14 protein-coding genes and 1 tRNA gene are annotated in these 19,489 nt (G+C 58.1%); 8 read left to right on the top strand and 7 right to left on the bottom strand.

What is annotated here, in order from left to right; translation table 11 throughout:
• Positions 1-82: 82 nt before the first annotated feature.
• Positions 83-610 carry a 2-amino-4-hydroxy-6-hydroxymethyldihydropteridine diphosphokinase gene (folK, locus tag TU76_RS19130; RefSeq protein WP_019823073.1) on the bottom strand — a complete coding sequence of 176 codons (528 nt, stop codon included), beginning with the start codon at positions 608-610 and terminating at the stop codon, positions 83-85.
• On the bottom strand, positions 601-954 hold the full coding sequence (folB, locus tag TU76_RS19125) for a dihydroneopterin aldolase (protein ID WP_019823072.1): 354 nt from the start codon (positions 952-954) through the stop codon (positions 601-603). Before folB ends, folK begins: the two co-directional genes overlap by 10 nt.
• Positions 955-1,028: 74 nt before the next feature.
• Here folB and plsY point away from each other — a divergent pair, with 74 nt between their 5' ends.
• Entirely contained in the window at positions 1,029-1,598 is a 570-nt protein-coding gene (gene plsY / locus TU76_RS19120) for a glycerol-3-phosphate 1-O-acyltransferase PlsY (RefSeq protein ID WP_019823070.1), read from the top strand.
• A gap of 44 nt (positions 1,599-1,642) precedes the next feature.
• Here the strand turns inward: plsY and tsaD are convergent, their stop codons facing one another.
• Positions 1,643-2,668 (bottom strand): tRNA (adenosine(37)-N6)-threonylcarbamoyltransferase complex transferase subunit TsaD, encoded by a 1,026-nt coding sequence (tsaD, locus tag TU76_RS19115; RefSeq protein ID WP_019823068.1) that lies wholly within the window; start codon positions 2,666-2,668, stop codon positions 1,643-1,645.
• Between the two features lie 198 nt (positions 2,669-2,866).
• On the opposite strand from tsaD, the gene rpsU reads away from it, so the two are divergent.
• From rpsU to TU76_RS19085, 5 genes are all read left to right on the top strand, one after another.
• On the top strand, positions 2,867-3,082 hold the full coding sequence (gene rpsU / locus TU76_RS19110; protein WP_002551877.1) for a 30S ribosomal protein S21: 216 nt from the start codon (positions 2,867-2,869) through the stop codon (positions 3,080-3,082).
• 471 nt (positions 3,083-3,553) lie between these two features.
• Positions 3,554-5,509, top strand: coding sequence for a DNA primase (gene dnaG, locus TU76_RS19100; protein WP_019823065.1), 1,956 nt, complete (start codon positions 3,554-3,556; stop codon positions 5,507-5,509).
• Positions 5,510-5,576: 67 nt separating this feature from the next.
• A complete protein-coding gene (rpoD, locus tag TU76_RS19095; RefSeq protein WP_019823064.1) occupies positions 5,577-7,424 on the top strand; it encodes an RNA polymerase sigma factor RpoD in 1,848 nt (615 codons plus the stop codon).
• 117 nt (positions 7,425-7,541) lie between these two features.
• Positions 7,542-10,913, top strand: a complete 3,372-nt coding sequence (locus TU76_RS19090) for a bifunctional diguanylate cyclase/phosphodiesterase (protein WP_048352330.1) — start codon at positions 7,542-7,544, stop codon at positions 10,911-10,913.
• Positions 10,914-10,928: 15 nt separating this feature from the next.
• Positions 10,929-11,005: transfer RNA gene (locus TU76_RS19085), tRNA-Ile, on the top strand.
• 107 nt (positions 11,006-11,112) lie between these two features.
• On the opposite strand, the gene TU76_RS19080 is transcribed toward TU76_RS19085, so the two are convergent.
• From TU76_RS19080 to TU76_RS19070, 3 genes are all read right to left on the bottom strand, one after another.
• Positions 11,113-13,548 (bottom strand): TonB-dependent siderophore receptor, encoded by a 2,436-nt coding sequence (locus TU76_RS19080; protein ID WP_048352329.1) that lies wholly within the window; start codon positions 13,546-13,548, stop codon positions 11,113-11,115.
• A 102-nt stretch (positions 13,549-13,650) separates the two neighbouring features.
• The gene (locus tag TU76_RS19075; protein WP_048352328.1) at positions 13,651-14,619 is read right to left on the bottom strand and encodes a FecR domain-containing protein; all 969 of its coding nucleotides are present in this window, start codon (positions 14,617-14,619) and stop codon (positions 13,651-13,653) included.
• Positions 14,616-15,122, bottom strand: coding sequence for a sigma-70 family RNA polymerase sigma factor (locus TU76_RS19070; protein ID WP_048352327.1), 507 nt, complete (start codon positions 15,120-15,122; stop codon positions 14,616-14,618). Before TU76_RS19070 ends, TU76_RS19075 begins: the two co-directional genes overlap by 4 nt.
• 197 nt (positions 15,123-15,319) lie before the next feature.
• On the opposite strand from TU76_RS19070, the gene TU76_RS19065 reads away from it, so the two are divergent.
• Together TU76_RS19065 and TU76_RS19060 are read left to right on the top strand one after the other, a co-directional pair.
• Positions 15,320-16,075, top strand: coding sequence for a response regulator transcription factor (locus TU76_RS19065; protein ID WP_048352326.1), 756 nt, complete (start codon positions 15,320-15,322; stop codon positions 16,073-16,075).
• A gap of 29 nt (positions 16,076-16,104) precedes the next feature.
• Positions 16,105-17,451 carry an ATP-binding protein gene (locus TU76_RS19060; RefSeq protein WP_048352343.1) on the top strand — a complete coding sequence of 449 codons (1,347 nt, stop codon included), beginning with the start codon at positions 16,105-16,107 and terminating at the stop codon, positions 17,449-17,451.
• Here the strand turns inward: TU76_RS19060 and TU76_RS19055 are convergent.
• Positions 17,435-19,402, bottom strand: a complete 1,968-nt coding sequence (locus TU76_RS19055) for a TonB-dependent receptor domain-containing protein (RefSeq protein WP_048352325.1) — start codon at positions 19,400-19,402, stop codon at positions 17,435-17,437. The genes TU76_RS19060 and TU76_RS19055 overlap by 17 nt on opposite strands.
• Between the last annotated feature and the right edge of the window lie 87 nt (positions 19,403-19,489).

The raw sequence follows: 19,489 nt of genomic DNA, 5'->3' as shown, positions 1-19,489 counted from the left end.
GCTGCCGCAGGCTGCGATGGGGTGCGAAGCAGCCCCGAAATATCGAAGGGCCTACGGCCCTTATCGCAGCCTGCGGCAGCGGCTACAGATGCGAAAGCATCTCCAGCGGCGTTAACTGCTCGCCCCGCCACTCAAATGCAGCAGGCGCGAGCACTTGATCGATCTTTGCCTCTGCCCACATCTGAGCAAGAGGCTTGCCCACACCAGGATGCACTTTGTCTGGGGCTATCAAAGACAGTGGCCACAATACGAAAGCGTTCTTGAGAATCTCTGCACGTGGCAACGTCAACCCGTCAAAATTACCGACCAGATCGCCGTAAAACAGCACGTCGATATCCAGAGGCAACCCTTTGCGATCTTGAGCATAACGTCCGTTATCAGCCTCGATCAGCTTTAAACGTCGACTTAACTCGATCAGTGGTAAATCGGTTTTCGCCGACACCACTAGATTGAAAAACGGCCCGCTTTTGATACCCACAGGCTGACTTTCAAACACCGCAGAGCAGTGCATGTCGCACAAAAAATCAGCCAGAGCCTCAAGCCCCGCCAGCAAGTGTTTTTCGCGCTCGATATTACTGCCCAGCCCGAGATAAACCTGAGTTAGCGACATCCGCGCTCAATCTCCACGCCAACCCCGGCGGCCGCTGCAACGGCACCAGGCTTGGTCAGTTTGAGGTGCAACCAGGGAATATTGAACTCACTCATCAATACTTGCGCCAGACGCTCTGCAAAGGTTTCCACCAGCTGGAACTGAGCTTGCTCGGCAAATACCTGAATGCGCGTGGAAACGCTCGCATAATCGAGAGCCAGCGTCAGATCATCGCCAGCGGCAGCCGGACGGTTGTCCCACGCAAAACTCAGGTCAAGACGCAGACACTGACGGATGCCACGTTCCCAGTCATAAGCACCAATTACGGTGTCGACTTCCAGGCCTTCGATAAACACTCTGTCCAAGCACTCTTCTCCGCAGCACGACAAGGGCGCAATGCCCCGTTAGAATCAGGGCGTCCTCGCCCGGAATAGTTAGCATGTTTTGGTTACTGGCGACCCTCGCCTACCTGCTCGGCTCTCTGTCCTTTGCCATTTTGCTCAGCCGCCTGACGGGAACTCCCGATCCGCGAATGAGTGGCTCCGGCAATGCAGGCGCAACCAACATGTTGCGTCTGGCTGGCAAAAAGCTTGCCGTCCTGACCTTGCTCGGCGACCTGTGCAAGGGGCTTTTACCCGTCCTGCTGGCCTATCAACTGGATTTCTCGCTCCAAGACCAGGCCTGGATCGGCATCTGCGCCGTCGTCGGGCACATGTACCCTGCGTACTTCCGCTTTCGCGGCGGCAAAGGTGTCGCCACGGCTGCAGGCATGCTGCTGGGGCTTTACCCGCCTGCGGCATTGCTGGCGGTCGCAGCCTGGCTGCTGACCTTTCAACTGACCCGCACCAGCTCACTGGCCGCGTTGATCGCCACACCCCTGACCCTGCCATTGCTGGCCTGGCAAGAGCCTGCCGCCCTGCTACCCATGAGCGTCCTGACGGCACTGATTGTCTGGCGCCACCGCGGCAATTTACGCGACCTGATGGCTGGGCGCGAACGGCATTTCTGAATATTGCCCGTGAAAAAACCTCACGTGCGATCCAGACACAGCGTTTACAGGGGCTTCAATTGCTCCATCGGCCAGCGCGCCTGCACACTGATCGCCAATGTTTCGTGCTGACCGGCCTGTAAGCGCTGACAACCGGCAAACGCAATCATCGCGCCGTTATCCGTGCAAAATTCCGGCCGAGCGTAATAAACATTGCCATTCATATCGCCGAGCATTTTTTCGAGCGATACACGCAACGCCTTGTTGGCACTCACCCCACCCGCAATCACCAGACGCTTCATCCCCGCGTGCTTCAACGCGCGCTTGCACTTGATCGTTAGTGTCTCAACCACTGCCTGCTGAAACGCCAGGGAGATATCGCAACGGGTTTGCTCAGTATCGTCGCCCGCCGCGACACAGCGCTGCCAGGTGTTCAAGGCGAAGGTCTTGAGGCCGCTGAAGCTGAACTGCAGCCCCGGTCGATCAGTCATGGGCCTGGGGAACACAAAACGCCCCGCAACGCCCTGAGCGGCCAATCGAGCGATCTCAGGACCGCCCGGATAGTTGAGACCCATCATCTTCGCAGTCTTGTCGAACGCCTCACCCGCAGCGTCATCCAGCGTCTCGCCCAACAACTCGTATTGGCCGATGCCATCAACGCGAACCAACTGCGTATGACCGCCCGACACCAACAAAGCGACGAACGGAAATTCCGGGGGCTGCTCTTCCAGCATCGGAGCCAACAAATGGCCTTCCATGTGATGAACACCGAGGGCCGGAATACCCCAGGCAAAGGCCAGCGCCTGAGCGCAAGAAGCCCCAACCAGAAGGGCTCCGACCAATCCCGGGCCAGCCGTGTAGGCAATCGCGTCAATCTCGGTAGGCACGCAGTCAGCCTCAGCCAGCACCTGACGAATCAAGGGCAGCATGCGTTTGACGTGATCCCTTGAAGCCAGCTCCGGAACCACACCGCCATAAGCGCGGTGAAGGTCGATCTGACTGAACAGTGCATCGGCCAAAAGCCCGCGTTCACTGTCGTATAGCGCGACGCCGGTTTCGTCGCAGGAGGTTTCTAATCCCAGTACTAGCATGGGTTTACGCCTTGTAGAGGCTAAATTCGAAGGCGCGCATAATAGTCGCCACTCCCGCCCCCGGCCAGCGGTTTTCGATCAGAGGCTTTGCATTCCGGTCGATGAGGGGTTAACATCCGCAACCCTTAAAAACCGACGTCTTCCAACGCGATTTTGCCTTGAGACGTTGACCCCGGTAATGAATGAAGGTAGCTCTGGATGCCAGCCGTCAAAGTAAAAGAGAACGAACCCTTCGACGTAGCTCTGCGTCGTTTCAAGCGCTCCTGCGAAAAAGCCGGTGTTCTGGCTGAAGTTCGCAGCCGCGAATTTTACGAGAAGCCGACTTCTGAGCGTAAACGTAAAGCAGCAGCTGCTGTTAAGCGTCACGCGAAGAAAGTTCAGCGCGAGCAGCGCCGCGCCGTTCGTCTGTACTAATACACAGACGTTCGTAGCACGCTTCTGCCAAGCCCGGCCTAAAGCCGGGCCGTAGGCAGTTGTTGAAGGTTACATGCTTTATCGTCAAGGCCGCAGATGCGACCGCGACAAGCGCTACATCACGTCAGACCTGGCCTAATAGCCAGCGGTGCACGTCTTTACTGACGAGCCTTCCAAGGCTACCGACGAGCACACCTCTCTGATTTTCCTTAAAGACGATCAGCCCAAGGCACCTCTCCAGTGCCTGCTTATGAGCTATCCGAGACCAGCCATTGGTCAGTGCCGGACTCAGAGCGTAAAAATTATCGATCCCACTCACTCTGATTAAAATGAGCAGAACGGGTTTCGGCAGATACACTTCCCCGAAATAATTGAGCAGACGCCCCACGATCGAGCAGAGCATTCGCCTGCACGCGCGATGACCAAGCCTTTTATACGGACCTATTTCTGCGCAGTGATGACGAGAACGCCATGGCCGGGTTAATCCCCCAGAGCTTTATTGACGACCTTCTGAACCGTACCGATATCGTCGATGTCGTTAGCTCTCGCGTGCAAATGAAGAAAGCCGGCAAAAATTACACTGCCTGCTGCCCCTTCCACAAAGAAAAAACCCCGTCTTTCAGCGTCAGCCCTGACAAACAGTTTTATTACTGCTTTGGCTGCGGCGCGGGTGGCAACGCCCTCGGCTTCATCATGGACCACGACAATCTGGACTTCCCCCAGGCTGTCGAAGAACTGGCCAAAGCCGCCGGCATGGAGATTCCGAGAGAAGAAAGCGGCCGCCCACATAAACCGCGGCAACCGACTGACTCTCCGCTCTACCCACTTCTGACTGCGGCGGCTGATTTTTATCGCCAGGCCTTAAAAATCCATCCAGCACGCAAAGCAGCCGTGGACTACTTGAAGGGCCGCGGCCTGACTGGCGAAATCGCCCGCGACTTCGGCCTGGGATTCGCCCCGCCAGGCTGGGACAACCTGTACAAGCACTTAAGCAGTGACACGCTGCAGCAAAAAGCGATGATCGATGCCGGCCTGCTGGTGGAGAACGCCGAGACCGGCAAACGCTACGACCGTTTTCGCGATCGCGTCATGTTTCCGATCCGCGACAGTCGTGGTCGCATCATCGCCTTCGGTGGCCGAGTGCTGGGCGATGACAAGCCCAAATACCTGAACTCCCCTGAAACCCCGGTCTTTCATAAAGGCCAGGAACTGTACGGGCTGTTCGAAGCACGCAAATTCAATCGTAGCCTCGACGAAATCATCGTGGTTGAAGGCTACATGGACGTCATTGCACTGGCCCAGCAAGGCCTGCGCAATGCCGTCGCCACACTGGGCACCGCCACCAGCGAAGAACACATGAAACGCCTGTTTCGCGTGGTGCCCAGCGTGCTGTTCTGTTTTGACGGCGACCAGGCAGGCCGCAATGCCGCCTGGCGCGCACTGGAAGCCACACTGCCGTGCTTGCAGGACGGTCGGCGCGCACGCTTTTTGTTCCTGCCCGAAGGCGAAGACCCGGACACACTGGTGCGCTCCGAAGGTACTGACGCCTTCAAGGCCCGCATCAACCAGCACGCACAGCCACTGGCCGATTACTTCTTCCAGCAATTAACCGAAGAAGCTGACCCTCGCTCGCTGGAAGGCAAAGCTCATATGGCCACGCTGGCAGCACCGCTGATCGACAAAGTCCCGGGCGCAAACCTGCGGACCTTGATGCGTCAGCGCCTGAGCGAAATTACCGGCCTCACCAGCGAGACAGTCAGTCAACTGGCGCAAAACGCACCTGCAAAACCCCAGGTCCAACCGACTTACGACCCCGGCATTGATTACGATGCAATGCCCGACTACGGCGACTTCCAGCAACCGGACATGTACATCCCTCAACAGGAATGGACTCCGAAAAAGTCTGGTGCCGGCGGCAAAAAGTGGGAAAACAAGCCCTGGGACAAAAAAGGCAAGCGTGGCGGCGAGCGCGAGCAGGCCTGGATCCCCGTAGGCGTTGAACCGCCTACACTGACAGCCCTGCGCACCCTGCTGCACCATCCGCAACTGGCCAAAAAAGTTGAGGATGCCGGGCACTTTGCTGCAGAAGACCAGACTAATAACCAGCTATTGATTGCTCTGGTAGAGGCCGTACAGAAAAATCCTAAGCTAAGCTCTATACAGCTACTGTCCCGCTGGCACGGCACTGAACAGGGCCGCTTGCTGCAAAGACTGCTGGAAAAGGAATGGCTAATTGATGCCGACAACCTTGAACAACAGTTTTTCGACACCATAACTAGCTTGTCAGCTCGCCAACGCGAGCGAAATCTAGAGCAACTTCTTCGAAAAGCACGTCAAGGCGAGCTAAGTAGCGAAGAAAAAAATCAGTTACGCGACCTTCTAAGTCGCAATAATCCCGCATCAAACCCGACCTCAACTGGCGCGTGAGGTCATAGCTAAGGTATAATCCTCGGCTTGTTTTTTGCCCGCCAAGACCTTCAGTGGATAGGGTGTTATGTCCGGAAAAGCGCAACAGCAGTCTCGTATCAAAGAGTTGATCACCCTCGGCCGTGAGCAGAAGTATCTGACTTACGCAGAGGTCAACGACCACCTGCCCGAAGATATTTCAGATCCGGAGCAAGTGGAAGACATCATCCGCATGATTAATGACATGGGGATCCCCGTACACGAGAGTGCTCCGGATGCGGACGCCCTTATGTTGGCCGATGCCGACACCGACGAAGCAGCTGCTGAAGAAGCAGCTGCCGCGTTGGCGGCAGTAGAGACCGACATTGGTCGTACTACCGACCCAGTGCGCATGTATATGCGTGAAATGGGCACGGTAGAACTGCTGACACGTGAAGGCGAAATCGAAATCGCCAAGCGTATCGAAGAAGGCATCCGTGAAGTGATGGGCGCAATTGCGCACTTCCCTGGCACGGTTGACCATATTCTCTCCGAGTACACTCGCGTCACCACCGAAGGTGGTCGCCTGTCCGACGTTCTGAGCGGTTATATCGACCCGGACGACGGCATTGCGCCTCCTGCAGCCGAAGTGCCGCCTCCTGTCGATCCAAAGGTGAAAGCCGAAGGTGATGACGAAGAGGACGATAAAGAAGAGTCCACCGAGGAAGAGGAAGAGGTCGAAAGCGGCCCCGACCCGATCATCGCGGCTCAGCGCTTTGGCGCCGTTTCCGATCAGATGGAAATCGCTCGCAAGGCACTGAAAAAGCACGGCCGCGGCAGCAAGCAGGCAATTGCCGAGCTGGTTGCACTGGCAGAGCTGTTCATGCCGATCAAACTGGTCCCGAAGCAATTCGAAGGCCTGGTTGAGCGTGTTCGCAGCGCCCTGGAGCGTCTGCGTGCACAAGAGCGCGCCATCATGCAGCTGTGTGTACGTGATGCACGCATGCCGCGTACCGATTTCCTGCGCCTGTTCCCGGGCAACGAAGTCGACGAAAGCTGGAGCGACGCGCTGGCCAAAGGCAAAAGCAAATATGCTGAAGCCATTGGTCGCCTGCAACCGGACATCATCCGTTGCCAGCAAAAGCTGTCTGCCCTGGAAGCAGAAACCGGCCTGAAGATAGCCGAGATCAAGGACATCAACCGTCGCATGTCGATCGGTGAGGCCAAGGCCCGCCGCGCGAAGAAAGAAATGGTTGAAGCCAACTTGCGTCTGGTTATCTCCATCGCCAAGAAGTACACCAACCGTGGCTTGCAGTTCCTCGATCTGATCCAGGAAGGCAACATCGGCTTGATGAAAGCGGTAGACAAGTTTGAATACCGCCGCGGCTACAAATTCTCGACTTATGCCACCTGGTGGATCCGTCAGGCGATCACTCGCTCGATCGCCGACCAGGCCCGCACCATCCGTATTCCGGTGCACATGATCGAGACGATCAACAAGCTCAACCGTATTTCCCGCCAGATGTTGCAGGAAATGGGTCGCGAACCGACCCCGGAAGAGCTGGGCGAACGCATGGAAATGCCTGAGGATAAAATCCGCAAGGTATTGAAGATCGCTAAAGAGCCGATCTCCATGGAAACCCCGATCGGTGATGACGAAGACTCCCATCTGGGTGACTTCATCGAAGACTCGACTATGCAGTCGCCAATCGATGTAGCCACTGTTGAGAGCCTTAAAGAAGCGACACGCGACGTACTCGGCGGCCTCACAGCCCGTGAAGCCAAGGTATTGCGCATGCGTTTCGGCATCGACATGAATACCGACCACACCCTTGAGGAGGTTGGTAAACAGTTCGACGTTACCCGTGAACGGATTCGTCAGATCGAAGCCAAAGCGTTGCGCAAGCTGCGCCACCCGACGAGAAGCGAGCATCTGCGCTCCTTCCTCGACGAGTGATAACAAAACCCCCGGCCCTGCCGGGGGTTTTGCTTTATAGCTAAAACCCCTCCTGCACCCTCCCCCTGCCACAGCCCGACTACACTGGATGCATCCAGGCGCACTGAAGAGACGCGCATGTCACGATTGCTGGCCACCCTGCTACTGTCGCTTGTCGTTTGGACCACGGGCACCAACGCCCTGACGCTCACCGATGATGAACAGCAGTGGCTCAAAGACCATCCTGAGCTGATCCTTGGTATTGATACCACGTGGCCGCCATTTGAATTTCGCGATGCGCAAGGCAACTACAAAGGCCTGGCCGCCGATTACATCAGTCTGATCAGCGACCGGCTGGGTATAACCCTCAAACCGGTCGCCGCCCCTAGCTGGAGCGAAGTACTGGCGCAGACCAAAGAGGGCAAAATCGACTTGCTGCCCGGCATCATGTCGACGCCTGAACGCCAAAAGTACCTTGCGTTTACCCGGCCCTATCTGGACTTCCCCATCGTTATCCTCGCCCACAAGGGCGGCGCGGCCCCAAAAAATATCGAAGACCTCTACGGCCTCAGGGTCGGCGTCATTGAAAACTACGCCCCCCATGAGCTTCTGCGCGCGCAGTACCCGGACTTGAATATCGTTGCACTGCCCAACGTCAGTTCGGCTCTCCAGGCGCTGGCCACTGACCAGGTCGACGCCATGGTTGGTGACTTGGCCTCCAGCGTATGGAGCCTGCGCCAGCTCAAGCTCGACGGCCTTTACGTCAGCGGGGAGACGCCATATCGCTTCCAACTGGCCATGGCCGTACCCAAAAGTCAGACCGTTCTGCTCGAACTGCTCGACAAGGTGCTGGCTGATATAAGCCCCAGTGAAACCGAAAGCATTCAGCAGTACTGGGTCGGCAACATAAGCGACTATCGCGCACTGTGGCGCACCTTGCTGCTGTATGTCCTCCCCGGCGCGCTGCTATTGATCATCGTGCTGCTCGTGGTCGTACGCATCAATCGACGCCTGAGCTCCGAAATTTCCCGGCGAACATCCCTTGAGCAGGAACTGCGTAGCAGCGAGCATCACTACAGGGGAATGATTGAAAGCCTTTCGGCTATCGCATGGGAAGCGCGCCTGGACGGCGACACCTATACCTATGTCTCTCCCCAGGCAGAAGCGTTGCTGGGTTATCCGATTGCCGAATGGCTAAGCCTGGGTTTCTGGGACCGAATCCTGCACCCCGACGACCTGGCCCGAGCCCGGGCCTACCGTGAAAAAGAGGTCAGTGCCAACTGCGACCACAGCCTGGACTATCGCGTGATTACCGCAGACGGCAACACACTTTGGCTGCGCGACATTGCCAGCATCACAACCCACAACCAGCAGATCGTCCTGCGCGGCCTGATGATCAATATCAGCGAAACGAAGCAGACCGAAGAAGCCTTGCAGTTATCCGAAGAAAAGTTCGTCAAAGTTTTCCACGCCTCACCCAATGGCCTATTGGTGAGCCGAAAAAGTGACGGCCTGCTGATAGAGATAAACGCAGGCTTCAGCCGTCTCAGTGGTTATGACAATGCCAGCGCCTTGCACCACTCAACGTTTGACTTGCATCTATGGGTAGATTTTCAGCAACGGCGCGAAGTACTACGACTACTGGAACAGGACGGCTTTGTACGGGACTTCAGCTGCAACTTCCGTCATAAAGACGGACACATTCGTCTCTGTGAAATCTCCTGCTACCCGCTGATCATCGGAGCTGAAGACTGCATTCTGACCCTCATTCACGACATTACCGAACGCCACCAAATGCAGGAAAAACTCTTGCAGACGGCCACCGTCTTTGAAAGTACGGCCGAAGGCATCATCTTTACCGACCCCCAGCAAAAAATCACCGCAGTAAATCGGGCCTTCACCGAAATCACCGGCTATAGCGAAAGCGAAGTGCTGGGCCAAACACCACGAATCCTGGCTTCAGGCCAACACGACAAGGTCTTTTTTGCTGCCATGTGGCACCAATTGTCGAACGCAGACAACTGGCAGGGCGAGATCAGCAACAAACGCAAAAATGGCGAAATCTACCCTAACTGGTTGACCATTAGCGCCGTGCGCAACAGCGACAACCTGATCACCCACTTTGTGGCGGTGTTTTCTGACATTTCCAGCCTCAAGCATGCCCAGGCCCGCCTTGACCACCAGGCCCATCACGACCCGCTGACCAACCTTCCCAATCGTTTACTGTTTGAAAACCGGTTGTGCGAGGTGCTCGCCGACCAGAGACGCAACGGCCAACGTAGTGCCGTGCTATTTCTGGACCTTGATCGATTCAAAAATATCAACGACAGCCTCGGACATCCCGTGGGCGATCTTTTGTTGAAAGGCATCGCAACCCGCCTCAAAGAACAGCTACGTGACGTAGACACTGTTGCCCGCCTGGGCGGCGATGAGTTCATCATTTTGCTACCCGGGCTCAAACAAACAAATGATGCGCAAATGATTGCCCACAAGCTGCTTGCGTGTTTCAACGCTCCCTTCCTCGCAGGCGAGCACGAGCTTTTCATCAGTGCCAGCATCGGCACCAGCGTATTCCCGGATGATGGCGACGACGTCGCCACACTCGTCAAAAACGCCGATCTCGCGATGTATCACTCCAAACTCAAAGGGCGCAACCGCGTCGAACGCTACAGCCACGACCTTGGCTCACAAGCCAGTGCCAGAGTCGTCCTGAGCCATGAACTGCGTCGTGCTCTGGAGCGAGGCCAGGTATCACTGTTGTACCTGCCCAAAATCAGCCTGGATGACTTCAGCTTGGTCGGTGCCGAAGCATTGCTCCACTGGGTCCATCCCATTCTCGGAGAGATACCCCATGAGCGCCTGATTCATCTGGCCGAAGAAAACGGCATGATCATACAAATCGGGGACTGGATGCTTGAGCGCGCCTGCCAGCAACTGCATTCATGGCACCAGGTATACACCCCATTTGGAGCAATCTCAGTCAACCTCGCGAGTGCACAACTGCACCAACCCGGGTTACTGGAACACATCCAGCATCTGCTCAACACCTGCATGCTCAAACCCGGTTTCTTGCAACTTAAAATCACCGAAAGCTTCATAACGTGCCAAGCCGAAGAGGCCTGTGAGGCCCTGCATCGACTCAAGCAACTGGGAGTAAAACTGTCCATTGACGATTTCGGCACTGGCAACTCATCCCTTAGCTACCTCAAGCGCTTGCCGCTGGACACCCTGAAAATCGACTCGTCATTTATCAAGGGCCTGCCCGATGACGTACACGACGCCGCTATCGTTCACGCGATCATTACACTGGGGCACAGCTTGCAATTGACCATCATCGCGGACGGCGTAGAAACCGGGGCACAGCGTGCCTTTCTGGCCCAAGCCGGTTGCGAACACATCCAGGGCGCAATCGTCAGCGCCCCTCTATCGGCTGAAAAATTCGCGGCAACCTTCCTTCGCATATCAATTTCAGATTTTTCGGATAGCACTACTGAGAAACCGTCGTTATAATCCGCGGCCTACTGAGGGCCTATAGCTCAGTTGGTTAGAGCAGGGGACTCATAATCCCTTGGTCGTAGGTTCGAGTCCTACTGGGCCCACCATACTCAAAGCCGCGCACTGCGCGGCTTTCGTGTTTCTGGCGTTTGTGATTTCCGGGCTTCACGCGGCTTCAAGATCGAACCTCCGTCCACACGCGTGATGGGTGGCATTAGAACGTCGGCGTGTACTTAACGCTGAACATGACGTTACGCGGATCACCGTAGTTGTTGTTGCCGTTGAGCTGGTTATAGCCTGCAGTGAAGTAAGTCTTGTCGAACAGGTTGTTGGCGTTCATCGCCAGTTCGATCTCCGGCGTCATCTGGTAGCCAACTCGGGCATTCCATACCGCGTAGCCCGGTACGTTGACGGAGTGGTCGTAACCAACCGTGCGGGTTTGGGCGGTGAAGCCGAGGCCGGTGCTCACACGATTCCAGTCACCGCTGAACTGGTAGTTGCTCCACACCCGCAGCATGTGTTTGGGCGTCCACCAACTGAAGATTTTGCCTTCGTTTTCCGGGTCTTTGAGGTACTGGGTGGTGTTGTAGGTGTAACCGGCAAACAGTTGCAGGCTGTCGGTCACTTCACCGCTGATTTCAGCCTCAATCCCCTGGCTGCGCACTTTCCCTGAGGCGACCGAGCAGTACCAACCGTCGCAGATCTGTGGCGACGCCAGGTCGAGGACAGCACGGTTTTCCTGGTCATAACGGAACACCGCCAGGGAGGTGTTGACCCGGCCGTCCATCAACTCACCCTTGATCCCGACTTCGTAGTTGCTACCGATCACCGGCTTGAGCACAGGCCCCGTTACGGTGCGGGCAGTCTGTGGTTCGAAAACGTCGGTGTAGCTGGCGTATACGGCCCACTCGCGGCTCAGGTCATAGACGATGCCGGCATAAGGGGTGACTTGCCCGGTTTCGTTGGTGGTGCTGTCCGGGTTGGCGGTAATGCCGGACGTTTTCTGGGTCCAATACGTGTAGCTGTAGTCGTACCAACTGACCCGGGAACCCAGCACCAAGGTCAGCGAGTCGACCGGCTTGACTCGCCAACTGCCGTAGAGGCCTTTTTGGCGAATGTCATAGTTGCTCAGGGTGCCCTGCCCTTGGGGAGCATTGATCAGGCTTTCGTAGCTGATGTCAGGCCGATCATGGTCGATACCGAAAATAGTGTCGGTGCTGTTATTGAAGGTACGCGCGTATTTGTCGTCCGAGGTCAACTTCGAATAGTTGCCGCCCACCATGATTTCCTGCTGCATGGACAAGGCTTCAAATTTGCCGGTGAGGTTCATGTCCAGGCCGACTTTGGTGGAGTCGAAGTTCGAGTAAAAGTCGGCGTACTGCACGCCGCTGCCATCAGCCGCCAAGCCCTGCTGGATGGATTGCACCCGCTGGTTCTTGGCTTTATTGCCCTCGGCCTGACGCACGGCGCCGACCTTGAAGGCCCAGTCGTCGTTGAATCTGTGTTCCAGATCCGCATACAGGGTGGTGACATCGATCTGGGAGTGGTTCCACTTCGCGCCGGTGTAGGTGCTGCGCGACAGGTCGATGGCCCTGCCGTCGGCATAGCGCGGAAAACCACGGACCATTGGACGCGACTCGCCGCTGGACTGGCTGACCGCCAAGCCCAGGGTGGTGTCGTCGCGCAAATCGAAGTCCAGCGCACCGTATAGCGAGGTGGTTTTGCTCCATTCGGAATCGACAAACGAGTGGCTGTCGTCCTGGTCGGCCACGAAGCGGCCACGGACCGTGCCTGTCTGGTTCAGCGGTCCGCCGGCGTCCAGTTGCAAGCCGTAATGATCCCAGGAGCCCGCCTTGCCGGTGAGGGTCACCGTGGGGGCGATCTGCCCGCGTTTGCGCACCAGATTGACCGCGCCACCCGGGCTGCCGGTGCCTTGCAGCAGACCGGATGCGCCACGCAGCACTTCCATGCGATCGAAGAAGATCAGGTCCTGGGTTGCCCAGTTGCCCAGTGCATAGGTGTTGCGCGGGATCGGCACACCGTCGTATTGCCAGTCGTCGATCTGGAACCCGCGCGAACTGAGGATCATCCCTTTGCCCACGCCCTGTGCACCGACCAGTCCGGTGGTCTTGTTGGCCGCGTCCTTGAGGTCTGTCAGACCTTGATCGTCCAGCTGCTTGCGGGTCACCACAGTGATCGACTGCGGTATTTCCTTGAGGGTGTGGGTGCCCTTGCCGATGGTCACGGCCCGTGAGGTGTAGGAGCCCGACCCTTCAGTGGTGGCATCCGTGCTGAGTTCAACGATGTTGGTAGCCCCCAGTTGCAGCGCGGCATTGCTGTCAATGGCCGGCTCGACGCTGAAGTTGCCTTGATCGGTCACGCGCAATTGCAAGCCGCTGCCCATCAGTGCCTGTTGCATCGCCTGCTCGGCGGGCATCTTGCCGACCACTGCTGGCGCCTGTTTGCCCTTAACCAGCGACGGCTCCAGCGAAACGATGTGTCCGCTCTGGCTGGCAATGGCATTCAGGGTGCTGGCGAGCGGGCCGGAGGGCAGATTGAAGGTCCGATCCTGAGCTTGAGCCAGCGTAGAACTTGCCAGCGTTGCCAGGGCGACGGCGACGCAAAGGGGGTGAGGCCACGGGTTGAACACAGCGTTCTCCTGAAAATGTGGAAGTGTCAGGAGATAGGTGGGACGAGAAATGAAAACCAGACACACATGAGAGCGATTTTCAAAAATAACGCTCCGGCTCCACTATTTCGCACTAATTAACGTCAACCAAGGGCTGTAGCGATCAACCCGAATCGGCAGCGTTTCCGCCAGTGCCGCGAACACCCGGTCAGGATTGTTCAACGGAAACACCCCTTGAACACGCACGTTGCGGACTTCGGGAGCCACCCGCACAAAACCGCGACTGTAAGGGCGTAGCGCGTTGACCACCTGATCCAGTGGGTCGTCCAGCACATTGAGGCTCCCGACTAACCAATCGGCCCGATGATGTTGATCACCGGTAATCGGGGCAATGTGGCTGGCTTGCAAGATGGCTGACTGGCCTTCCTGTAGAACTTGGCTCGTGCCGTCGAACAACCGCACGTTGACCGAGTGCTGCAACACCACTACGCGAGTGGCGCCGTGCTCTTGGGCCACGAGGAAGCGAGTGCCCAGTGCGCGAATTTCACCTTCTGCGGTGCGCACACTCAACGGACGAAGAGGATCGGCAGCGACCTGGATCACCAGTTCACCGTGGCGCAAGATCACCAGACGTTGTTGGTTATCGAAGCGCAGGTCCACAGAGCTCTCGGCATTCAGGCTCAGGCGGCTGCCGTCCGCCAGCGTGAAGTCCTGACGCTGACCGCGCCCGGTGTGCAGGTCAGCCAGCAGTGAGTCTCCCCATGGGCTGCGCGCACCGACCCAGGTAGCGCCGCCAAGCAAGCCAAGCCCCGCGATAACCCTCAGCGCATCACGGCGCGAAGCCTTGGGTTGCAGCAACAGTTGGCGCGCTTCGCCCGCCTGTCCGGGCACCCGCCGATCAAGCGCGCGAACGGTACCGAAAGAAGCACCCAGTCGTTCCTGCAACGTAGTCCAGGCCTGGGCATGGGCGGGGTCGAGGGCCAGCCAGGCATTGAAGCGTTCTTGCAGCGCAACATTCGGCTCGCCGGCACGCAGGCGCACCATCCAGTCGATCGCCTGCTCGCTGACGGGATCAAGACGCTGCTTGCTCATAACGCGCCTTCGCTCAAATAGCACTGGCGCAAAGCCTGTTTCATGTAACGGCTGACGGTGCGCTCCGACAGCTCAAGCTTGCGGGCAATCTCAACGTAGCTCAGGCCATCCAGCTGGCTGTAGAGGAACGCCGCCTTGACCGGCATCGGCAGGCCGTCAATCGCCCGATCGATGGCCACCAGGGCTTCGATCAACAGCGCTTGTTCTTCCGGGGACGGCGCCAGCGCTTCGGGCAACAGAGACAGGCGTTCGAGGTAGGCCAACTCCAGCTTGCGCCGACGATGCCGATCAAAAATCAGGCGCCGGGCAATGGTCGAGAGGTATGCGCGAGGTTGCTCGATGCCGTCCGGATCAACCCGGGCCGTCAGCAACTGGCAAAACGTATCGGCGGCTGTGTCCTCCGCGTCCGCGTGATTACGCAAATACCGCTGGATATGCTGCAACAGCCAACGATGATGATCGCTGAAAAAAAAGCTCAACTTGCTCGTCGAAGGAGGTTGCACCGGTCGGTCTTCCAGATGTAAGTGCGAATTGTTCTCAATAGTACCCACAGGACGATCGCCACTTCAATACCTGGTTACAACTCCCCTCGTTGCAGGGCGAGCCTGTAAGGCTGAGAAGGATTGACGCTCATACAGAAACAACTGAGAAGCGTTAGTAGTATCATTGCCATCTGATTATCCCGGTGTTTCAACCCGCCATGACCACCCTTCCCTCGAACACGGCGCCTTGCGTACTCATCGTCGACGACAGCCGCAAAATTCGCGAACCGCTGGCTGCGTACCTGCGCCGGCACACGTTCGATGTGCGCACAGCTGCGGACGCTGCGGGCATGTGGCAATTGCTCAAGCAACACGCTTTTGACGTGATCATTCTCGATGTGTCGTTACCCGATGGCGATGGCTTTGACTTGTGCAGCCGGCTGCATCGGCGCGCCGATACTCCGGTGATTCTGCTGACCGCACGGGACACCTCTGCCGACCGGGTGCGTGGGCTCGACCTTGGGGCAGACGATTATGTGACCAAGCCCTTTGAGCCCAGGGAGCTGGTAGCACGAATCAACAGCGTGTTACGTCGCCACCGCCCCGCGGCAGCAAAGCAGGCTAGCTCGACGAACACCGTGAAAATGAGCCCTTGTTATCTGTTCGCAGGCTGGCTGTACAACGCCAGTCACGCCACGCTGACTCGCGATCAAGAGACGCTGATTGTGCTCAGCACGGTCGAAAGCAAGCTGCTGCAGGTGTTTCTCGACCATCCTAATACGCTGCTACCTCGAGAGCGCCTGATCGACCTCACCACCGCGACCGACAGCGATCTCAGTGATCGCGCCATCGACCGTCAGGTCAGTCGCCTGCGCCGCAAGCTGGCGCACAGCACCGGGGAGCCAGAGTTGCTGCGTACGGTCTGGGGCGGCGGCTATCTGTTTGCGGCCGATGTCACGTTGCAAGCGCCATGAGCCGTCTGCGCGCCCTGTGGCCCCGCAAGATGCTGCATCAACTCAGCGTACTGTTGTTGCTCGCGTTACTCGCCTCCAATGCCATCGCCATGCTGTTTGTGCAACACACCGGCGCGTTGATTCATCCCCTGTCGCGAACCATGAGCTTGGAGCGTTTGGTGACTGCGCACCATGTCGCCATGGAAGCGCAAGACGAAGTCTTCGACCGGTTGCTGGGGGCAACCACCAGCGCGGACGCGCAGTTCTGGATCGATCAGCAGGCCGAGGTCGAACCCTTCGCCATGCGCGCCGAAGAACAACGAATGGCCAACGCCCTGCGCGAGCAACTGCAATTGGCTCAGGATGTGCGCGTTGACATGCAACTGGAACGGATCACCGGCGGCCATGCCCGGGGACACGTATTCAGCCCCGACGGTTGGGCGCCCCTGCGGCTACGCAGCAGCATCGAGTTGCCCGACGGGCGCTACCTCAACGCCTTGCAGCATCCGGCAGGCGCCTACGAATGGGGAAGCATGCTGGCGTACAGTCTGCCGGTGACGACAGTGCCAGTGCTGTTGATCGTGATGTTCTGTATCAGCCGCGTGGTGCGCCCGGTCAAAACCCTGGCCCAGGCGACCGAACGCGTCAGCCGCGGGGAATGGATTGCGCCACTGCCCCTGACCGGCCCTCAAGAGGCACGCGACCTGACGGCAGCCTTTAACACCATGCAAGCCAATATCGCCCGCCATGTGGAAGGCCGTACTCGAATGCTCGCGGCGCTCAGCCACGACCTGAACACGCCCATCACTGAACTGCGACTGCTGTTGGAGCTGCTGGAAGAAAGCCCTGCCCGCGAGGACATGCTCGAAAGCCTGGATGAGTTGAGTGCGATGGTGGGCGCAACCCTCAACTTCGTTCGTGACGATGCAGTGCAGGAGCCCACGCTGACAATCGTGCTGAATGACATGCTGGAGGATCTGGCCAAGCGCTACCGGCTCATGAAGCAGCCAGTAACCTGGTCAGGCGCGGCGCCGATCATGCTCACCTGCCGTCCCCTGGCGTTGAAGCGGGCCTTGACCAACCTGATCGACAACGCACTGCGTCATGCCGGGGATGCCACGTTGACCCTGCACCAGGAAGACCACGGCACCCTGCGCCTGGAAATTCTCGATCACGGCCAAGGCCTGCCGCAGGAATGGCTTAGCAAAGTATTCGAACCCTTCGTACAGTTCGGCGCCGCCGACGGTTCGCACAATGGCGGTATCGGCCTGGGCCTGGCCATCGCCCGCGCTTGTGTGCAGGCCCATGGCGGCGAATTGCTGCTGGAGAATCGGCCGCCCGCCGGGCTGTGCGCCGTGGTCAGGCTGCCGATGGCCCTGGTCAGAAGTTCAGCGTAGCCCCCATCCACAAGGTGCGACCGTAGTTCACCGTGCCGTAGGTTTCGTCGTCCAGACGCTTGTCCGTGAGGTTGTTCAGGGAGCTGTTCAACGTGATCGAGTCGGTGAGCTCGTAAGAGCCGCCGATATCGGCCGTGGTGTAACCCGGCGCGGGTTCGTCAGTCAGGGTATTGCCGGTTTCTTCTCCGTAATAACTGACCGACGCCCAGGCCTGGGCGCGATCAGTCACCACCCATTCACCGCGTACATTGGCTTTTTGTTTAGGGGTCAACGCCAGTGGCGCGCCAGCGTTGGCGCCGCTTTTCTGCTCAGAGTCGGTGTAGGTGTAGTTGGCCTTGAGCACAACGCTGTCGTTGACGTCCCATTGCCCGGTCAACTCAACGCCCTGGATCACGGCCTTATCGACGTTGACGCGATCCATGATGATGTAGCCATTCCATCGCTCATCGGTGGTGACGGTTGAGAGTTTGTCCTTGAAGTCGTTGTAGAACACCGTCGCACCTGCCGACACGTTGTCCCGGTTGGACCACAGCGCGGACATTTCGTAGTTGGTGCTCGACTCAGGCTTGAGGTCCGGGTTGCCGAACATCACGAAACGGTTGCGGCGCAGGTAGGCGTAGTCTTTGACCACTGCCCGCAGCTCCGGCGCCTTGAAACCACGGGCAATACCGCCCTTGAGGGTCCAGTTATCGGTGGCGCGCCACACCCCGTAGATTCGCGGGTTGGCGTGGGTGCCGTACTCTTCGTGATGGTCCAGGCGCAATCCGGTGGTCAGTGCAAAGGTATCAGTCATCGCCCATTCGTTTTCGGCAAACACGGCCTTCTGTACCACTGAGAACTCGTAGTCGACGCGATCACCCAGGCCCTGGTTCCAGTCGGTCAGCTGGCTTTCATTCCACTGCACGCCGACGGAGCTGACGTTGTGCGCGGTGGGCACCACCAGCTTGGCGTCGAACACGGTGCTCTTGATCTCCGGCTTGCGTCCGTAGATATCCGTTTGCGCAGGTGTTGCCTTGCCTTCACGGCTGGACGTTTCCTGGAACAGCGCCATGTCCGACGTCGCCCAGCCCCAGCGGCCCTGGTGCGACAGCGACCAGTGATCGCGATTGTTTTCTTGCTCGCGGGTGGCCCAATTGGCGCTCACGCCGTCGCCGTTCTTGAGGCGCGTGGCTCCAGCCTCCAGCAGGATGTCGTGGTCGACCGTCGGAGTGAATGCCAGCCGCGCGGTCAGGTCACGATGGTCGGCATTGCTGAAACCGTTGGTTTGCTCAATGTCGTCATCTGCCTGGCGATCCAGATAGCGGCCCCATACCTGCAAACCCAGAAAGTCTTCTTTCAGCGGACCGCTGAGGTAGAACTGAGTCTGGCGGGCATTCCCCTGGTCGCTGTGCTGACGCGCCGAGTAGTCGTAGCCCACAGAGCCGCCCCACTGCGGCGACACTTTGCGGGTGATCACGTTAATCACCCCGCCAATGGCATCCGAGCCATACAGCGATGACATCGGCCCTCGAACCACTTCGATGCGCTCGATGGCCGCAGCCGGCGGCACAAAACTCTGCTCATAACCACTGTTGCCGTTGACCCGCGACTCTCGGGCGCTCTGGCGTTTGCCATCGACCAGGATCAGGGTGTAATCGGCCGGCATGCCTCTAATGGAGATGTCCGTTTCATTGGCCCCGCCGTTGACCACGACACCTTCCACATCACGCACGGCGTCGCCGAGGTCGCGATAAGACTTGCGGCGAAGCGTCTCCCCATCAATCACCGTGATCGAGGCGGGCGCATCCTCGATACTTTGCTCGTAACCGGAAGCCGTAACGACCATTTCATCAAGGGTCAGTGCTTGCGGATCTGCCGCCTGGGCAGCAGTCCCCAGCGTGCTGGACGCGCCAGCAGCCAAGGCCAAACGAAGCCACAGGGGCAATGGGTGAAAGCGAAGAGACGAATGCATGAAGCGTCCTTATGATTCAACTTAAAAGAGAATCGTAATCATCTACATCCCTGCAGATTGGACAAAGTGTGACAACCATCACCGCGC

It is taken from the genome of Pseudomonas psychrophila (assembly GCF_001043005.1).
In the GTDB taxonomy this organism is placed as follows: domain Bacteria; phylum Pseudomonadota; class Gammaproteobacteria; order Pseudomonadales; family Pseudomonadaceae; genus Aquipseudomonas; species Aquipseudomonas psychrophila.
The sequence above is the reverse complement of the archived record's forward strand: the minus strand, read 5'-3'. Positions and strand labels throughout refer to the sequence as shown.

Coding starts and splice junctions, on each gene's coding strand:
- folK (WP_019823073.1), bottom strand. CDS start 610: ATGTCGCTAACTCAGGTTTATCTCGGGCTGGGCAGTAATATCGAGCGC.
- plsY (WP_019823070.1), top strand. CDS start 1,029: ATGTTTTGGTTACTGGCGACCCTCGCCTACCTGCTCGGCTCTCTGTCC.
- tsaD (WP_019823068.1), bottom strand. CDS start 2,668: ATGCTAGTACTGGGATTAGAAACCTCCTGCGACGAAACCGGCGTCGCG.
- rpsU (WP_002551877.1), top strand. CDS start 2,867: ATGCCAGCCGTCAAAGTAAAAGAGAACGAACCCTTCGACGTAGCTCTG.
- dnaG (WP_019823065.1), top strand. CDS start 3,554: ATGGCCGGGTTAATCCCCCAGAGCTTTATTGACGACCTTCTGAACCGT.
- rpoD (WP_019823064.1), top strand. CDS start 5,577: ATGTCCGGAAAAGCGCAACAGCAGTCTCGTATCAAAGAGTTGATCACC.
- TU76_RS19090 (WP_048352330.1), top strand. CDS start 7,542: ATGTCACGATTGCTGGCCACCCTGCTACTGTCGCTTGTCGTTTGGACC.
- TU76_RS19075 (WP_048352328.1), bottom strand. CDS start 14,619: ATGAGCAAGCAGCGTCTTGATCCCGTCAGCGAGCAGGCGATCGACTGG.
- TU76_RS19065 (WP_048352326.1), top strand. CDS start 15,320: ATGACCACCCTTCCCTCGAACACGGCGCCTTGCGTACTCATCGTCGAC.
- TU76_RS19060 (WP_048352343.1), top strand. CDS start 16,105: ATGCTGCATCAACTCAGCGTACTGTTGTTGCTCGCGTTACTCGCCTCC.
- TU76_RS19055 (WP_048352325.1), bottom strand. CDS start 19,402: ATGCATTCGTCTCTTCGCTTTCACCCATTGCCCCTGTGGCTTCGTTTG.